This is a genomic window from Candidatus Pelagibacter sp. PS_06 (genome assembly GCF_059418045.1).
The window spans coordinates 1332641-1349252 of the sequence record NZ_CM182078.1 but is presented as its reverse complement, the minus strand read 5'-3'; the positions used below and the strand labels follow the sequence as shown (position 1 = coordinate 1349252).

At 28.8% G+C, this 16612-nt stretch carries 15 protein-coding genes and 1 pseudogene; 8 read left to right on the top strand and 8 right to left on the bottom strand.

The window, feature by feature from the left end; all coding sequences use genetic code 11:
• Positions 1-6: 6 nt before the first annotated feature.
• Positions 7-393: a peptidase M22 gene (locus AC5SLZ_RS07000; RefSeq protein ID WP_028036132.1), complete on the bottom strand. Its 387-nt coding sequence runs from the start codon at positions 391-393 to the stop codon at positions 7-9.
• Between AC5SLZ_RS07000 and AC5SLZ_RS06995 the strand changes: the two genes are divergently transcribed.
• Positions 386-1402 carry a polysaccharide deacetylase family protein gene (locus tag AC5SLZ_RS06995; protein ID WP_494615586.1) on the top strand — a complete coding sequence of 339 codons (1017 nt, stop codon included), beginning with the start codon at positions 386-388 and terminating at the stop codon, positions 1400-1402. The genes AC5SLZ_RS07000 and AC5SLZ_RS06995 overlap by 8 nt on opposite strands.
• On the opposite strand, the gene AC5SLZ_RS06990 is transcribed toward AC5SLZ_RS06995, so the two are convergent.
• The 4 genes and pseudogenes from AC5SLZ_RS06990 to murJ form a co-directional block, all read right to left on the bottom strand.
• Positions 1399-2535 carry a glucosaminidase domain-containing protein gene (locus tag AC5SLZ_RS06990; protein ID WP_494615585.1) on the bottom strand — a complete coding sequence of 379 codons (1137 nt, stop codon included), beginning with the start codon at positions 2533-2535 and terminating at the stop codon, positions 1399-1401. The two genes, AC5SLZ_RS06995 and AC5SLZ_RS06990, sit on opposite strands and share 4 nt — an antisense overlap.
• Positions 2536-2544: 9 nt before the next feature.
• Entirely contained in the window at positions 2545-3084 is a 540-nt protein-coding gene (locus tag AC5SLZ_RS06985) for a NifU family protein (protein WP_028036129.1), read from the bottom strand.
• A 52-nt stretch (positions 3085-3136) separates the two neighbouring features.
• A complete protein-coding gene (gene trpS / locus AC5SLZ_RS06980; RefSeq protein ID WP_494615583.1) occupies positions 3137-4138 on the bottom strand; it encodes a tryptophan--tRNA ligase in 1002 nt (333 codons plus the stop codon).
• Positions 4139-4141: 3 nt separating this feature from the next.
• Positions 4142-5670: pseudogene (gene murJ, locus AC5SLZ_RS06975) on the bottom strand (murein biosynthesis integral membrane protein MurJ).
• Between the two features lie 127 nt (positions 5671-5797).
• On the opposite strand from murJ, the gene AC5SLZ_RS06970 reads away from it, so the two are divergent.
• A complete protein-coding gene (locus AC5SLZ_RS06970) occupies positions 5798-8080 on the top strand; it encodes an NADP-dependent malic enzyme (protein ID WP_494615582.1) in 2283 nt (760 codons plus the stop codon).
• A 3-nt stretch (positions 8081-8083) separates the two neighbouring features.
• On the opposite strand, the gene AC5SLZ_RS06965 is transcribed toward AC5SLZ_RS06970, so the two are convergent.
• A complete protein-coding gene (locus tag AC5SLZ_RS06965) occupies positions 8084-8677 on the bottom strand; it encodes a BON domain-containing protein (RefSeq protein ID WP_494615581.1) in 594 nt (197 codons plus the stop codon).
• Positions 8667-9530 (bottom strand): 16S rRNA (cytidine(1402)-2'-O)-methyltransferase, encoded by an 864-nt coding sequence (rsmI, locus tag AC5SLZ_RS06960; protein WP_494615579.1) that lies wholly within the window; start codon positions 9528-9530, stop codon positions 8667-8669. The genes AC5SLZ_RS06965 and rsmI overlap by 11 nt, the downstream gene beginning before the upstream one ends.
• 34 nt (positions 9531-9564) lie before the next feature.
• On the opposite strand from rsmI, the gene AC5SLZ_RS06955 reads away from it, so the two are divergent.
• Positions 9565-10719 (top strand): ABC transporter substrate-binding protein, encoded by a 1155-nt coding sequence (locus AC5SLZ_RS06955; RefSeq protein WP_494615578.1) that lies wholly within the window; start codon positions 9565-9567, stop codon positions 10717-10719.
• Here the strand turns inward: AC5SLZ_RS06955 and rdgB are convergent.
• Entirely contained in the window at positions 10703-11299 is a 597-nt protein-coding gene (gene rdgB / locus AC5SLZ_RS06950) for an RdgB/HAM1 family non-canonical purine NTP pyrophosphatase (RefSeq protein ID WP_494615577.1), read from the bottom strand. The genes AC5SLZ_RS06955 and rdgB overlap by 17 nt on opposite strands.
• A 42-nt stretch (positions 11300-11341) precedes the next feature.
• Here rdgB and AC5SLZ_RS06945 point away from each other — a divergent pair, with 42 nt between their 5' ends.
• The 5 genes from AC5SLZ_RS06945 (at position 11342) to nth (ending at position 16612) form a co-directional block, all read left to right on the top strand.
• Entirely contained in the window at positions 11342-11977 is a 636-nt protein-coding gene (locus AC5SLZ_RS06945) for a nucleotide exchange factor GrpE (protein ID WP_494615576.1), read from the top strand.
• A gap of 61 nt (positions 11978-12038) precedes the next feature.
• Positions 12039-13985 carry a molecular chaperone DnaK gene (dnaK, locus tag AC5SLZ_RS06940; protein ID WP_494615574.1) on the top strand — a complete coding sequence of 649 codons (1947 nt, stop codon included), beginning with the start codon at positions 12039-12041 and terminating at the stop codon, positions 13983-13985.
• 32 nt (positions 13986-14017) lie between these two features.
• Positions 14018-15145, top strand: coding sequence for a molecular chaperone DnaJ (dnaJ, locus tag AC5SLZ_RS06935; RefSeq protein ID WP_494615573.1), 1128 nt, complete (start codon positions 14018-14020; stop codon positions 15143-15145).
• 37 nt (positions 15146-15182) lie between these two features.
• Positions 15183-15959 carry a 4-hydroxy-tetrahydrodipicolinate reductase gene (gene dapB, locus AC5SLZ_RS06930; protein WP_494615572.1) on the top strand — a complete coding sequence of 259 codons (777 nt, stop codon included), beginning with the start codon at positions 15183-15185 and terminating at the stop codon, positions 15957-15959.
• Positions 15959-16612, top strand: coding sequence for an endonuclease III (nth, locus tag AC5SLZ_RS06925; RefSeq protein WP_494615570.1), 654 nt, complete (start codon positions 15959-15961; stop codon positions 16610-16612). The genes dapB and nth overlap by 1 nt, the downstream gene beginning before the upstream one ends.

Here is a 16612-nt window from a genome sequence, read left to right as displayed (position 1 = left end):
TTAATTTTAACTTATATAAATGGGATTAATCAAATTTTTTTTAATTTTATATTTTTTACATAAATTAGGGATATTTTGATAACTCAAATCTTTCTCTTTTTTAAAATCATCCAAATTATAACAGTAATAGTCAATATTTTTTGCTATATTAAAAGCTTTTACTACTGACATTGAATTTCTTATACCAGCAAAGCTTCCTAGTCCTTGATTGATGTAAATTACGCCAATATCAGAAATTTTAAGATTTTTGGCCAAGAGGAAATCATTAATAATTATAGTTAATTTTTCATAATTAATTTTAGTATTCTCATGTGAGATATTATAAATACTAGCATTAGTAATGACCGTTAGAAAAATTTTTTTATTAGCAGCATCTATAATAAGTTTGTTCATTTTTATTCTGTTTATAAGCTCAAATTCTATTTCAGATGAAAATAATATCAAATACTATTCTAGTGATGAAGGTATTTTATCACTAATGTACCACCGTTTTAATGAACATAAATATCCGTCAACAAATATTCAAATGAATGTTTTTAAAAAACAAATGGAAATAATAAAAAGCTCAAGTTATACTTTTTCTAACCCTAAAAAATTTGAAGAAAGTTTTACTTACCCAAAAGCAAATAAAGAAATTCTTATATCAATTGATGATGCCTTTTTATCCTTTTATCTTAAAGCGTGGCCATATTTAAAAAAAAACAAGATTCCTTTTATCTTATTTGTTTCAACAGAACCGGTTGGGAAGAAAGGATACATGACCTGGCAACAAATTAAGGAAGTTGAGGCTGAAAAGTTTACAACAATAGGGCACCACTCACATTCTCATGGATATCTTATTGATAAAGATAATGATTTTTTTATATCAGATATAAAAAAAGCTAATGAGATATTTTTAAAAAATTTAGGATATATACCAAATTTATTTTCTTATCCTTTTGGTGAGTATTCAAAATTCATGAGGGATTATATTTCTCAAAATTTTGATTATGCTTTTGGTCAGCATTCTGGAGTAATTGATTTAAATAAAGATAAATTTGAACTGCCCAGATTCCCTATTAATGAAAATTACGGGGAATTAAAAAGATTTAATTCAATTATAAATTCTTTTCCACTTGAATATGATTATTTGCTCCCTCTTGAAAAAAAATTATCAGAAGACAGTAATCCACCTAATTTTAAAGTCAGATTTTTTAAAGAACAAGATAATATTAAAAACATTAATTGTTATTCTAATGAATTAGATAAGTGGGAAAAGTCTAATGTTATTTTTGACAATAATGTTTTAACCATAAAATTTAGGGGACCCTTTAACCCTAGAAGAGGTAGAATAAATTGTTCTCTAAATGATAATGGAAAATGGAGATGGTTTGGTGTCCAATTTCCAATTGAAAAAAACTAAATAAGACTTTCTAGATCAACACTTGAGGGTAATAATTTAGCATCATCAAAGTCTTGTAATTTATTCTGTTTAATTATTTTTTGTAACACTTCAACATATTGATTTCCTGTCTCCGCGTACTTATTAAGATGCTTAGATAATTCAATACTATCTAATGGTTTATTTAAGTCTCTTAATTTTGCTCTAGCTTTTCTAAAACCCTTATAAGTGGAATGAGTATTTAAATTTCTTTGATAAGCCCTAACTGATGCTTGAAGGACATTAAATTTCATAACTTTATGGCCCTCTCCTTCTTTTGCTTCTTTTGGTTTCAAACCCTCTCCCGACCAGGTCCATTGTCCAAATAAAGCGTTACCTTCTTGAGCAAATCTAGAAGTTCCCCAACCTGTTTCTTTAGCTGCCTGGGCAATTGCTAAAGATACCGGTATTTCATCCATTCTAATTTTTAATGTAGATAAGTCTTTAGATTTAATACCATATTGTTTGTATTTTTTATCTAACCATTTTTTTTCGGAATTTGAGTTGTTGTTTTTATTAATGATACTAAAAAGGGTTTTTCTATCTAATTTAATATTGTTATTCTCTTGAATAATTAAAGGTAAGACAATTTGAATAAAAAATTCCTTCCTTTTTTTTGTATTTTCAATCATTTTAATTTCTTGAGGTAATAAAGTTAGTGCAACCGGTTTAACTAATTTTTTTTTTCGAACATCGTTAAGATCGTAACCGGTATCTTCAAATAATTGTTTAATTGTTGAGGCGCTCAATCTCACAGAGTCAGTCTCTAAATTATTCAAACTAAAAATATCTAAAAGTAAATCTTCTTCATTTAAAACATCACTTTCTTTTTTATTTTCATCTTTTTTGTTAAGTGTATAGGCTAATATTTTTTTTGAGTTATTTGTGTATTCTTTTGTATTAAAATTCTTATCAGCAAAATTAATCAAAATTGGAGCAATATAAAAAAATGAAACTAACACAAAACTGCTTAGAAATATTCTTGATATAGAATTAATAGTTTGGGTTGGAGATATATCTTTATTTTTTCTCTTTGAGCTTTCTGCAAATGTTAACTCAAGTTGACTATCGTTTTGTTTTTTTAGTCTTGATTTTCTTTTTTTAACTATTTTCATTTCCAAGATTTATATTGCGACTACTTCTTTTACCTCAGGTAAATAATGACATAGAAGATTTTGAACACCTTGTTTCAAGGTCATGGTTGAACTCGGACACCCAGAACAACTTCCTTGTAACTGGACCTTAACCACTCCATCTTTGAACTCTTTAAATTTTATGTCCCCACCATCTCTTGCTACAGCTGGTCTTATTTTTTGATCTAAAATTTTAACTATTCTTTCCTCAAGTTCACTTAAATTTGAATTTTTTTCATTTAGATTTTCATCTATGACAAATTCTTTTCCTTCAGAATAAAAATCATTAATAAATGAAATTACAATATGTTTTATTTCATCCCAATCTGTTATGTCTTTTTTATTAATAGAAATGAAATCTTCCCCTAAAAAAATTCCCTCAACACCATTTATAGAGAGTAAATTTCTAACCAATATATTTTGAGTTTCATCTTTGTTAGTAATTTCATAAGGGCCACTATTAGACACTTTTTTTCCAGGCAGAAACTTAAGCGAATTAGGGTTTGGTGTCACTTCAGTTTGAATAAACATAAAGTATTTATAGTGAATATTTAAAAAATTTAAACTTGTTAGTAAATTTTATTTAAAAACCCACTATTTCTTTAATTTTTTTGATTTTTTTTGAAGCTATTATATTTGCTCTTTCAACTCCTTCTAGAAGTATATTATCTAAATATAATTTATCATTTAGTAATTTTTTTATCTCTTCTGAAATAGGCTGAATTTTATCTACAAGCACTTCAGATAATTTTTCCTTAAATTCTGAAAAATTTTTACCAGCAAATATTTCTATACTTTTTTCTAAAGAAGAATTTGTTAAGCTTGAATATATCCCTAAAAGATTTTTTGCCTCAGCTCTTTCTTCGAGATCTCTTAAGTTGCTAGGCATTGGTAATGGATCTGTTTTTGCTTTTTTAATTTTATTGATAACCATATCTTTATTGTCTGTTAAATTTATCCTGCTTAAATCAGATAATTCTGATTTACTCATTTTTCTTGAACCATCTTTAAGACTCATTATTCTTGAAAAATCTTTTTGTATTAGGGGTTCTGGGACTTGTAAAAAATTCTCTGCTTCAAAATCACTATTAAACTTTTGAGCAATATCCCTACATAGCTCTAAATGCTGTTTTTGATCGTCTCCAACTGGAACGTGGGTTGCATCATAAAGTAGAATGTCAGAGGCCATGAGAACTGGGTAAGAATATAGACCTACACTTGCTTTTTCTTTATCTTTGCCAGCTTTCTCTTTAAATTGAGTCATTCTATTTAACCAACCCATTCTTGCTACACAGCTTAATATCCATGCTCCCTCAGCATGAGCAGGTACACTTGACTGATTAAAAATTATGCTTTTTTTAGGATTTATTCCACTCGCAATAAATGTAGCAACAGTTTCTTGGATATTGTTTTTTAATTCTTTTGGATCTTGTTTAACAGTAATTGCATGTAAATCTACTACACAAAATATACATTCATTTTTGCTATCATTGTTTAGATCTACAAAATTTTTTATTGCTCCTAAATAATTTCCTAGATGAAGATTGCCCGTAGGCTGAACTCCAGAGAATATTTTTTTACCCATAAATTAATACTTTAATTTAATATCATTCATTTGAAAAGCTTTGATCAAATAACATACAATTAAATAGAACGACAATCCTAATATAACAGATAAAACTAAATATAAAGATTTAATTGATTGAATAAACACTAATTCATTATGAAAAAAATTTAATAAAAACTTAAAAAATAAACCCATCAGAATTGATGCAAAAATTATTTTAATAAATTTAATAAAAAATATTTTATTAAAATAGAATAATTGTCGATTTTTTAAAAAAATAAATAACAATATTGAATTAAACCATGAAGAAATAGAAGTTGCTATTGGAATTATTATAAAACCAATATCACTAAAATAATAAACACTAATTAAAATATTTAGTATTACTGAAGTCAAAGAAATATAAAATGGAGTCTTGGTATCATGATTTGCAAAGAAAAAACTTGAAAAAACTTTTATCAAAGCAAAAGCAGGAAGGCCTAAAGCAAAATAATATAAAGCTAAACTTGAGTTATTCACTGAATTTTCATTAAAAGACCCATATCCAAATAAAGCCGAAATGATTTGTTCTGATCCAATAATTAAAGCAACAGTTGCTGGCAAACTTAGAAATAAACTTAATTCTAGAGCCTTGTTCTGAATGAGTAAAATCTTATTTTTTTTTTTGATTGAATATGTTTTGAGAGTTGTGGAAGTATAACAACACCAATCGCAATTCCAGCTATAGCTAAGTTAATTTGATAAATTCTATCTGCGTAATATAAGTAGGAAACTGCACTTGTTTGAAATGATGCAATTATTGTTCCAATCAAAATATTAATTTGAGTAACTCCTGATGAAAAAATACTTGGCAAAAGTTTTTTAAAAAAAAATTTAACCTTATTACTTGCTTTTAATTTGAAAGTAAATTTTAGAGAGTAATATTTTGATACATATTTATACAAAAATATTAATTGTAAAAAACCAGCTAAAGAAACACCATAAGATAAATAATAAACTGACTGATCTCCCAGAGATTTAGAAAAAATTAACACAAAAATTAAAACAATGTTTAGGATTATTGGTGCTGCAGCTGCAGCTGCAAACTTGTTATGTGAATTTAAAATTGCGGAGAAAAATGATGCTAAACAAATAAAAAACAAGAAAGGGAAAGTAATCCTTGTTAAATTTATTGCTATCGTCATTTTTTCTAAATCACCAACAAATCCCGGAGCTATAATTGATACAAATGCTGGCATAAAGATTTCAATTATTATTGTTAGAAATAACAACCCTAAAAAAAGAAGATTAAAAATATCATTAGCAAATTTATTTGACTGTTTTTGACCCCTATTTATTTCTGATGAATAACTTGGGACAAATGCTGCATTAAAAGTACCTTCTGCAAACAATCTTCTAAAAGTATTTGGAATTCTAAATGCCACGAAAAAAGCATCCGCTAACATTCCTGTTCCAAGGAAAATTGCTATTAAAATATCTCTTATATAGCCAAGCAACCTACTTATTATTGTATAAAAACCAAATGTACCTGTTGACTTAAGTAAGTTCATAAATCATATTAGTCTTAATTTTACCCTAATTGTAATCTTATTGTAAGAATATATAGATCAAAAAATAAAAATAATTCAAATTTTTAAAGAGAGTAAACATAAAATTAAATTTATAACTTAAATAAAAATGAAAAAAACAAATATTGATCATTACACTGACAAAGAAGCTCTAGATTTTCATAAATACAAAAAACCTGGGAAGATTGAGATCATTTCTTCAAAAAATATGACCACTAAGAGAGATCTTGCTCTAGCATACTCTCCAGGTGTGGCGGCTCCTGTAAGAATGATTAGTGAGAATCCTGAAACTGCATATGATTATACAAGTAAAGGAAATTTAGTAGCCGTTATTAGTAATGGTTCTGCTATTTTAGGAATGGGTAATTTAGGAGCGCTTGCATCAAAACCTGTAATGGAAGGTAAAGCAGTGCTTTTTAAAAGATTTGCAGATATCGACTCTATTGATCTTGAAATAGATTGTTCTGATACAGATGAGATTATTAATTCAATTAAAAACTTTGCTCCAAGTTTTGGAGGGATAAATTTAGAAGACATAGCAGCTCCTGATTGTTTTATAATTGAACAAAAATTGAAAGAAATTTTAGATATTCCCGTATTTCATGATGATCAACATGGGACAGCTATTATTACAACTGCTGCTTTAATTAACGCATTAGATATTAGTGGTAAATCAATTCAAGATATAAAAGTAGTTGTTAATGGGGCTGGTGCATCTGCTATAGCTTGTACTGAGTTATTTAAAAATTCAGGAGTAGCAAATGAAAATGTAATCATGCTCGATAGAAAAGGTGTAATCTACAAAGGCAGAACTGAGGGGATGGATCAGTGGAAATCAAGACACGCAAATGAAACAAAACTCAGAACGCTTGAAGAGGCAATTAATGGTGCGGATGTTTTTTTAGGTTTGTCTGCTAAAGGAGCTTTAAAAAAAGAACTAGTTAAAACAATGGCAAAAAACCCAATAATTTTTGCATGCGCAAATCCTGACCCAGAAATTACTCCTGAAGAAATAAACGAGGTAAGAGATGATGCAATTGTAGCAACTGGTAGATCAGATTATCCAAATCAAGTAAATAATTTGATTGGTTTTCCCTATATTTTTCGAGGTGCCCTTGATGTTAGATCAAAAACAATTAATGAAGAAATGAAAGTTGCTGCAGCACAAGCGATTGCAAAACTTGCAAGAGAAGATGTTCCTGATGAAGTTGTTGCTGCTATGGGGGGTGAAAGACCTCATTACGGTAAAGAATATATTATTCCCTCTACATTTGATCCAAGATTAATAAGTATAATTCCAGCTGCTGTTGCAAAAGCTGCAATGGATAGTGGGGTAGCGAGAAAAAAAATAGATGACTTTGATCTTTATAAAGATCAACTCAAACAGAGATTAGATCCTACAGTGACTATTATGCAAGGAATAAACTCTTACATTAAAAAAAATAAAAAAAGAATAGTATTTGCAGATGGTGAAGATGAAAATACACTCAAAGCTGCGATAGCATTTAAAAATTCAAAATTAGGTACTCCTATCCTTGTTGGAAAAGAAGAAAAGATAAAAGAACAAATTAAAAATATTGGTTACAGTGATAATTTTGACATTGAAATAGTTAACTCTAAAGATGAAGAAAAAAGGAATAAATATGTAAAACATTTATTTCAAAAATTACAAAGAGAACAGGGATTATTAGAGAGGGATTGCGATAGACTAGTTAGAAATGATAGAGTGGTGTGGGCAACAAGCATGGTTGCATGCGGTGATGCAGATGGTGCAGTTACTGGAAACACAAGACGTTTTGGCGCCTCTTTAGATAAAATTAAACAAGTAGTTGATGTAAGAGATGGTGAGATCATGTTTGGACTTAATATGGTTGTTCACAAAAACAAAACTATTTTTGTCGGAGACACCAGTGTTCATGAATATCCAACATCAGAACAAATGGCTGAAATAGCAATTTCTACAGCTAGAGTGGTAAGGTTGTTTGGCTTTGATCCTAAGGTAGCTTTTGTTTCTCACTCTACATTTGGTCAACCTCTAACAAGTAGAACAAAACATATTAGAAAAGCAGTGGATATATTAAAAGAAAAAAAAGTAGATTTCGAATTTGATGGAGACATGCAGCCAGATGTTGCATTAAATCCCGAGTATGAGGAACTGTATCCTTTCTCAAAAATTGTTGGTAAAGCAAATATTTTGATTATGCCAGGTCAACATAGTGCAGCCATATCCTATAAAATGATGAAAACATTAGGAGACACTAAAGTTATTGGGCCTTTGTTAATTGGGCTCGGATTACCAATAGAGATAGCTCCTTTAAGATCCTCAACATCAGAACTCATTAATTTAGCATCAATTGCTGCTTATTCTGCAGATGTGATTGATTATAAATAATAATTATTCTTTTTGAATTCTTAGATCTTCTACAAGAATAATACTTGCTATAACATCATCTACATTCAATATTTCTTTGGCTTCACTAATTACCAAATCTTTTTCCTCAGAGGTTAATGCAATTCCATAAATATAAATTTTTTTCTTATAAGTGTCGATTTCATAATTAGTTGCCTTAATATTTTTATTTAAAATTATAGCTGTTCTAAGTTGAGAGGTTATCAAAATATCTTTTGCAGATCTTTTAAAATTAAATTCTTCTTTTATTTTTATATCATTACGAACAGATCTAGCACCTTTTGTCTCCCAAGCTAATTTTGTTAATAATAATTTTTCCTCTAGACTTTCAACTTTTCCTGTTAAGAAAATTCTACCATCTAATACTTTAGATTTTACTGATAATAGATATTTTTTATCTTTAACAAGAATACGTGCAGCTAAATTTTTTTGCATGATCGAGTCGTCCATTTGAGTACCAAGAGTTCGTGGATCTAAAGCAACACTTACTCCCGTACCAAAAATACCTTTTGAAGAAACGCCAACACAGCTAGATAAAATTACGCTTAATAAAATAAATAATATAAATTTAAATTTCATTTTTTATTTTTAAACAGTAGTTATAAATTTTTTTTTTTGAAATATCTCTATTGTGACTAACAATTTCTGTAATTTCTTTTATAGTTAATTTATTAATTATCATTTTAATAATCATTATATCTGATTCACTTAATTCTTTTGAGTAATTTTTTTCTATTTTTTTTTCAGAAATTACTACGGTTAGCTCTCCTTTTAACTCCTTATTAAATATTTCTAAATCATCCACATTTTTTCTTATAAATTCTTCATATATTTTTGAAATTTCTCTACAAAATATTATTTTTCTTCCACTAAAGTTTTTTTTTAATTCAGGAATAATTTTATTCACCTTTTTAGAAGATACGAAAAAAACACAAGTTTCATCAAATTTTGATATTTTATTAAAGACGCTTACAAGTGCCTGTTTTTTTTCAGGTAAAAATCCATGAAAAATAAATTTTTCTGAAAAACCACTTATTGATACTGCTGTTACAACCGCTGAAGGTCCTGGAATTGGAATAATTTTAATATTATTTCTAACACATTCGTTTACTAGTATTGCGCCTGGATCAGAAATGCTGGGTGTTCCAGCGTCTGAAATTAATGAAATTATTTCTCCAGATTTAAGAAGTTCTATAATCTTATTTAAATTTTTTGATTCATTGAATTTATGGTTTGAAATCAAACGTGATTTTATTTCATATCTATCTAATAAAATTCTAGAAACTCTTGTATCTTCACAAAGGATGTAAGTTGATTTTTTTAATATTTCTATTGCCCTTAAGGTAATATCTTTTAAGTTACCGATTGGTGTTGACACCAAATAAAGACCTTTTTCATTATCTTTTATTTGAGATTGTGATTTTATGATCATAATTAAGCTTAAAAAATATTATACTAGCATTAAAATGAGTAAATTTATTAAAATTATTTTTTTGGTAATATTAAATTTTTCTTTATTATTTTCATTTTCTACAAAAGCCTCAGAAAAAATTAAGATTGGCCTCATGGTTCCATTGACAGGTTCTAATAAAGATTTAGGTCAGTCAATCATCAAAGCTGTTAGGTTGGCTGTGAAAGATATTGATAATGATTTGCTAGAAATAATTCCAAAAGACACAGCTTCTAAGGCAAACAAATCACTTAAATCAGCGTTTGAGTTAAAACAAATGGGTGTAAAGATTGTAATTGGACCTGTTTTTTATGAAAGCATATCTTACTTAGATGAAATCAAAGATATAACTTTTTTATCTTTCACGAACAAAACATTAGATCTTCCAAAAAATGTAATTTCTGCAGGAATAAATTCAACTTCTCAATTCAATACCATAAAAAAATTTATAGAAAAAAATAATATAAGAAAAACAATTTTTTTAACACCAATTCAAGATTATGAATTTGAAGTCAAAAAAGGAATTAAAGACTCTAAAATTAAAATATTTAAAAGTTATGATTATAGTACAGAACCCACAAAATTGACTAAACAAATTGAAGAAATTACTAATTACAGGATTAGAAAGCAAAACTTAGAAGATGAAATTTTAAAATTAAAAAAGTCTAATCAACCAAACAAAGAAAAAAAAATTAATAAACTTGAGCAAAGATATACTTTAGGGAACTTAGATTTTGATGCAGTAGTTATTGCAGATTTTGATGAAAGTTTAAAAAGTGTATCTACATCACTGTTATACACAGATGTATCTCCTAAAAAAAAATATTTTATTACGTTAAATCAGTGGTTTAATAAAACTCTTTTAAATGAAGTAGATATTCAGCCTTTATATTATCCATCAATAAATCAAAATAATTTTGATAATTATAAAGATAAGTTTTTTCGTGAATTTAAAGAATATCCTTCACACTTAGCTTTATTAAGTTACGATCTTGTGGGACTTGTCTATTATTTATCATTAAAAGCTGATCTATCTAATTTAAACAAACTTTTTAAAAAGAAGAATTCTTTTAAAGGTAAGATTGGCATTTTTGATATTAAGAATAATAAAATTAATCACCGTTTAAATTTTTATAAGGTTGAAAATAAAAAAATTACAGAAATTTTTTAATCTTTTTAAATGCAACAAAACGATGGTCTACTTTATATTTTTGTAAAGAACTCATCTCACCAAAAGTTTTTCTTTTATCTTTTGGGATAAAAATTGGATCATAACCAAAACCATTTTTACCCTTAGGTTTTGCTGAAATATACCCTTCAACTTTACCCAAAACAGATGCTATTTCTTTGTTCAAATAACAAATTGATAATGCACAAATAAATCTAGCTTTAACCTTCTTATCTCTCCAGTTTTTGTCTTTTTTTGATAACTCTCTATACACTCTTGCTATTGCTTTTTTAAAATTACCTTTTTTCCCAGCCCATCTAGCTGAATAAATTCCAGGACTTTTGTCTAAAATGTCTATCTCAAGCCCCGAGTCGTCAGCAAGACAAAATTTTTTTGTTTTTTTTGAGAAATACTTAGATTTTATGATTGAGTTTTCTGCAAATGTCAGCCCATCTTCTCTTGGGCTTTTAAGTTTAAATTCAGATGTTGAGTATGTTTTAATATATTTTGGTAATAAATCCTTAATTTCCCTGTATTTCCCTTTGTTATTAGTGCCTATAAGCAATTTTGAAATTTTTTTCATTAATACCTAGCAATTCTTAAATTTCTTACCATATAAGCTCTCATGGAAAAAGAAGAAAACCTAAACGAAGAGAATACTTCACCGGAAGTAATAAATGAGAATAATGAAGCTGATAAGCAACCAGATGATAAGCAAGATGAAATCAAAGACTCTGAAGAAAAAGTAGAATTATCTTCTGAAGACAAAATAAAAGAATTAGAAGATAAATTAGCAAGAACTTTTGCTGAAATGGAAAATCAAAGAAGAAGGTTTGAAAAAGAAAAAGATGATGCATTTGATTATGGAGGTTTTACATTTGCAAAAGAAGCTTTAAATTTGATTGATAACCTTGCAAGATCAAAATTAATTTTAGAAAGTGATGAGGCCCTTAAAGGTACTGAAGCATTAAAAAAAACCTTAGAACATTTTGATATAATTGATAAAGATTTAATCTCTATTTTTACTAAGAATAACATTAAACCAATTGATTGTATTAATAAAAAATTAGATCCAAACTTACATCAAGCAATGATGGAAATAGAAGATGATCAAAAAGAATCTGGAACTATCGTTCAAGAAGTTCAAAAAGGTTTTATGATTAAAGATAGATTGCTGAGACCATCCCTAGTTGGTGTGTCTAAAAAAAGTGAAAATAAAGACAATAAAAGTGAGGAAAATAAGGAAAATTTAAACAAATAAATACATTTGTTGAACTTGTAGAATTAATATTAACACATATATGAAGGGTAGAATTTAAATTATGAGCAAAATTATTGGGATAGATCTAGGTACAACAAATTCATGTGTATCAATTATGGAAGGAAGCCAACCTAAAGTATTAGAAAATGCTGAAGGTGCAAGAACAACTCCTTCTGTTGTGGCTTTTACTGACGATGGAGAAAAACTAGTTGGCCAACCTGCTAAAAGACAAGCTGTAACAAATCCTGAAAACACAATTTTTGCTGTTAAAAGACTTATCGGAAGAAATTTTGAAGACCCAACAGTAAAAAAAGATATTGCCGCAGCTCCTTTTAAAATAGTTAACTCTGAAAAAGGTGACGCTTGGATTGAAGCAAAAGGAGAAAAATATTCACCTTCACAGATATCTGCTTTCATTCTTCAAAAAATGAAGGAAACAGCTGAGAAGTATCTGGGTCAAGAAGTAACTAAAGCTGTGATTACAGTTCCTGCGTACTTTAATGATGCACAAAGACAAGCAACAAAAGATGCTGGTAAAATTGCAGGTCTTGAAGTTTTGAGAATTATTAATGAACCTACCGCTGCGTCACTTGCTTATGGATTAGATAAAAAAGAAAATAAGAAAATTGCAGTATACGATTTAGGCGGAGGAACATTTGATGTTTCTATTCTTGAATTGGGAGATGGTGTATTTGAAGTTAAGTCAACTAATGGAGATACTTTTTTAGGTGGTGAAGATTTTGATAACACAATTGTTGAATACTTAATTGTAGAGTTTAAAAAAGATAATGGTATAGATTTAACATCAGATAAGCTTGCACTTCAAAGGTTAAAAGAAGCTGCTGAAAAGGCTAAAATTGAACTTTCTTCAGCTGAACAAACAGATATAAATTTACCATTTATTACTGCAGATAAAACAGGTCCAAAACATATTAATTTAAAAATGACTCGAGCTAAACTCGAAGCTCTTGTTGAAGATTTAATCGCTAGAACATTGCCACCTTGTAAGACAGCCTTGAGTGATGCTGGTATATCAGCGAGTGATATAGATGAAATTGTTATGGTTGGTGGAATGACAAGAATGCCAAAAGTTTTATCTGAAGTTAAAAACTTTTTTGGAAAAGATCCGAATAAAAGTGTTAATCCAGATGAAGTTGTTGCTATGGGTGCAGCAATTCAGGCTGGAGTACTTCAGGGTGATGTAAAAGATGTGCTTCTTTTAGATGTTACTCCATTATCTCTTGGTATTGAAACGCTAGGAGGTGTATCAACTAAGTTAATAGAGAAAAACACAACAATACCAACAAAAAAAAGCCAAGTATTTTCTACAGCAGAAGACAATCAGCCTGCGGTTTCTATTAGAGTGCTTCAGGGTGAAAGAGAAATGGCGACTGATAATAAAATGTTGGGAAACTTTGAGTTAGTCGGTATTGCTCCAGCACCAAGAGGTGTTCCTCAAATTGAAGTTACTTTTGATATAGACGCTAATGGTATAGTTAGTGTTTCAGCAAAAGATAAAGGAACTGGTAAAGAACAAAAAATTCAAATCCAAGCTTCAGGTGGATTGAGTGCAGAAGAAATTGAAAAAATGGTTAAAGATGCTGAGTCTAATAAAGAGGAAGACAAAAAGAAAAGAGAGTCTGTAGACACTAGAAATCAAGCTGACACTTTAATTCATTCAACTGAAAAGAATCTCAAAGAGCATGGCTCTAAAGTTACAGATGCTGAAAAAAAAGCAATTGAAGATGCTTCATCTGATTTAAAAGAAGCTCTGAAGGGAGCTGATAATGAAGATATTAAGAAAAAGACAGAAGCGTTAGTTCAAGCATCAATGAAATTAGGTGAAGCTATTTATAAAGCTCAGGAAAAAAAACCAGATTCACCTGATAATAATGAAAATAATGATGATGGAAAAAAAGACGATAACGTAGTTGATGCAGATTTTGAGGAAGTAAAAGAAGAGAATAAAGAAGAAGGCAAAGAAGAAGATAAAGAAAAAAGCGCTTAAGACTATTAACAATAATTATCTCAAGGTAATTTATGTCTAAAAGAGATTTCTATGAAGTTTTAGGTGTTGGAAAAAATGCATCTCCTGATGAGTTAAAATCAGCATATAGAAAACAGGCTGTTAAATATCATCCTGATAAAAATCCAGGAGATAAGGTTGCAGAAGATAAGTTTAAAGAAGCAAGTGAAGCTTACGGAATTCTATCAGACAAAGAAAAAAAACAAAATTACGATAACTTTGGACACGCCGCCTTTGAAAATGGTGGTGGAAGACAAAGTGGTGGCTTTGGAGGATTTGGTGGTGCAGATTTTTCAGATATTTTTGAAGATTTTTTTGGAGATTTTGGTGGAGGTGGAAGATCAAGAAAAAGAAATTCTAATAACAGAGGCTCAGATCTAAGATATGATTTATCAATTACACTTGAAGAAGCTTATCAGGGCAAAAAACAAGATATAAAATTTTCAACTACAGATAAATGTAATACTTGTAAAGGTAATGGCTCAAAACCTGGTCATTCTCCTGATAGATGCACTTACTGTGGAGGAAATGGAAAAATCAGATCTAATCAAGGCTTTTTTACGGTACAACAAACGTGTCCACAATGTAATGGTAGTGGTGAGGAAATTACAAATCCTTGTAATGATTGTAATGGACAAGGAAAGAAACAAACATCTAAAAAAATATCAGTTACAATTCCTAAAGGCGTTGATGATGGAACAAGGATTAGATTAACAGGTAAAGGCGAAGCTGGAAGCAGAGGTGGTGCAACGGGTGATCTGTATTTGTTTATTAATGTTCACTCCCATGACTTATTTAAGAGATCTGATGAAAATTTATTCTTTGAATTTCCAATTTCTCTTGCAGATGCTGCATTGGGAACCACTATTGAAATTCCTACTATTGATGGAGGCAAAGCTAAAATAAAAATTCCTGATGGAACTCAAAATGGTAAACAATTCAGATTAAAGGGTAAAGGTATGCCCTACATGAGAAGAGGTGATTTTGGTGACTTATATGTTCAGGTAAAGACAGAGGTACCTATATACCTAAATAAAAAACAAAAAGAATTACTAGAACAATTTAGAGAAATTGAAAACGATAAATCAAATCCGAATATTAAAAAATTTTTTCAAAAAGCAAAAGATTTCTGGAAAAATTAAAAGACTAATCTTCTAAAAAAGGTTAACATTTATCTAAATGAAAAAAATTAATTTAGCGATTTCAGGTTGTATGGGAAGAATGGGCCAGCAACTAATAAAATCTTCTAAAAAAAATAAAAATTTTAAACTAGTAACACTTACAGAAAATTGGTTAGTAAACAAAAAATTTAATGGAGTTAGGCCAGAATTAAATTCTGATAAAGCATTTAAAAATACAGATATAATTATTGATTTTACCGTTCCTGATTGCACCATAGAAATACTTAAATTAGCATCTAAACTCAAAAAAAAAGTCGTAATTGGAACAACGGGCTTTAATAGAAACCAAGAAAATCAAATTAAAAAATTTTCAAAAAAAATACCAATTTTGAAAGCTGGAAATATGAGCATGGGTGTGAATTTATTAATGTATTTAACTGAGATTACTTCTAAATCCCTGAATGATGAATATTTGAGTAAAATATTTGAAGTACACCATAAACACAAAAAAGACTACCCGTCAGGCACAGCTTTAATGCTTGGAAAAGGAATTGCTGATGGAAAAAATAAAAACTTACATAGCTTGATAGGTAATAAATTTTTAAATAAAAAATCTTTTCCATATGGAAAAAAAATTAATTTTAATTCAATAAGAAAAGGTAAAATTATTGGAGAACATGAAGTTAAATTTTCAAGTGGTAAAGAAATAATTACATTAAACCATGAAGCATTTGATAGAACGCTTTATTCTGATGGAGCTTTGACAGCTTCCAAATGGTTAATGAAAAAAAGACCAGGATTATATTCTATGAGAGATTTGTTCGATTTTTCATAATGAATGAAGAATTAAAAGCAAAAATAATAATTAAAATTCTAAATAAGATTTATCCCAAAACACCAATTCCTCTTAAGAGTAAAAATACTTTTACACTGCTGATTTCTGTACTTCTTTCAGCACAATGTACTGACGTAAATGTTAACAATGTAACAAAAAATATATATCCAAAATATTATAAACCAGAACATTTTGTCAAATTAGGAAGAAAAAAAATTGAAAAATTAATAAAAAAAATTGGCATTTTTAGAGTTAAAGCTAAAAGTATTCATTTAATGTCAAAACAAGTTTTAGAAAAACATAAGGGAAAAGTGCCTAAAACCTTCGAAGAATTAGAAGAATTGCCTGGTGTTGGTCATAAAACAGCTAGTGTAGTAATGTCCCAGGGTTTTGGGTATCCAGCCTTTGCAGTTGATACTCATATTCATAGACTTGCACAAAGATGGGGATTAACAAATGGTAAAAATGTAGTTCAAACTGAAAAAGATTTAAAACGTATATTTCCTAAAAAAAATTGGTCTAAACTTCATTTACAAATAATTTTTTATGGAAGAGAATATTGCAAAGCAAGAGATTGTCATGGTTTAACATGTAAAATATGTACTACTTGCTACCCAAATAGAAAGAAACCTGTTATTACCCAAAAAGCTTAG

Coding starts and splice junctions, on each gene's coding strand:
- AC5SLZ_RS07000 (WP_028036132.1), bottom strand. CDS start 393: ATGAACAAACTTATTATAGATGCTGCTAATAAAAAAATTTTTCTAACG.
- AC5SLZ_RS06990 (WP_494615585.1), bottom strand. CDS start 2,535: ATGAAAATAGTTAAAAAAAGAAAATCAAGACTAAAAAAACAAAACGAT.
- AC5SLZ_RS06985 (WP_028036129.1), bottom strand. CDS start 3,084: ATGTTTATTCAAACTGAAGTGACACCAAACCCTAATTCGCTTAAGTTT.
- trpS (WP_494615583.1), bottom strand. CDS start 4,138: ATGGGTAAAAAAATATTCTCTGGAGTTCAGCCTACGGGCAATCTTCAT.
- AC5SLZ_RS06970 (WP_494615582.1), top strand. CDS start 5,798: ATGAAAAAAACAAATATTGATCATTACACTGACAAAGAAGCTCTAGAT.
- AC5SLZ_RS06965 (WP_494615581.1), bottom strand. CDS start 8,677: ATGAAATTTAAATTTATATTATTTATTTTATTAAGCGTAATTTTATCT.
- rsmI (WP_494615579.1), bottom strand. CDS start 9,530: ATGATCATAAAATCACAATCTCAAATAAAAGATAATGAAAAAGGTCTT.
- AC5SLZ_RS06955 (WP_494615578.1), top strand. CDS start 9,565: ATGAGTAAATTTATTAAAATTATTTTTTTGGTAATATTAAATTTTTCT.
- rdgB (WP_494615577.1), bottom strand. CDS start 11,299: ATGAAAAAAATTTCAAAATTGCTTATAGGCACTAATAACAAAGGGAAA.
- AC5SLZ_RS06945 (WP_494615576.1), top strand. CDS start 11,342: ATGGAAAAAGAAGAAAACCTAAACGAAGAGAATACTTCACCGGAAGTA.
- dnaK (WP_494615574.1), top strand. CDS start 12,039: ATGAGCAAAATTATTGGGATAGATCTAGGTACAACAAATTCATGTGTA.
- dnaJ (WP_494615573.1), top strand. CDS start 14,018: ATGTCTAAAAGAGATTTCTATGAAGTTTTAGGTGTTGGAAAAAATGCA.
- dapB (WP_494615572.1), top strand. CDS start 15,183: ATGAAAAAAATTAATTTAGCGATTTCAGGTTGTATGGGAAGAATGGGC.
- nth (WP_494615570.1), top strand. CDS start 15,959: ATGAATGAAGAATTAAAAGCAAAAATAATAATTAAAATTCTAAATAAG.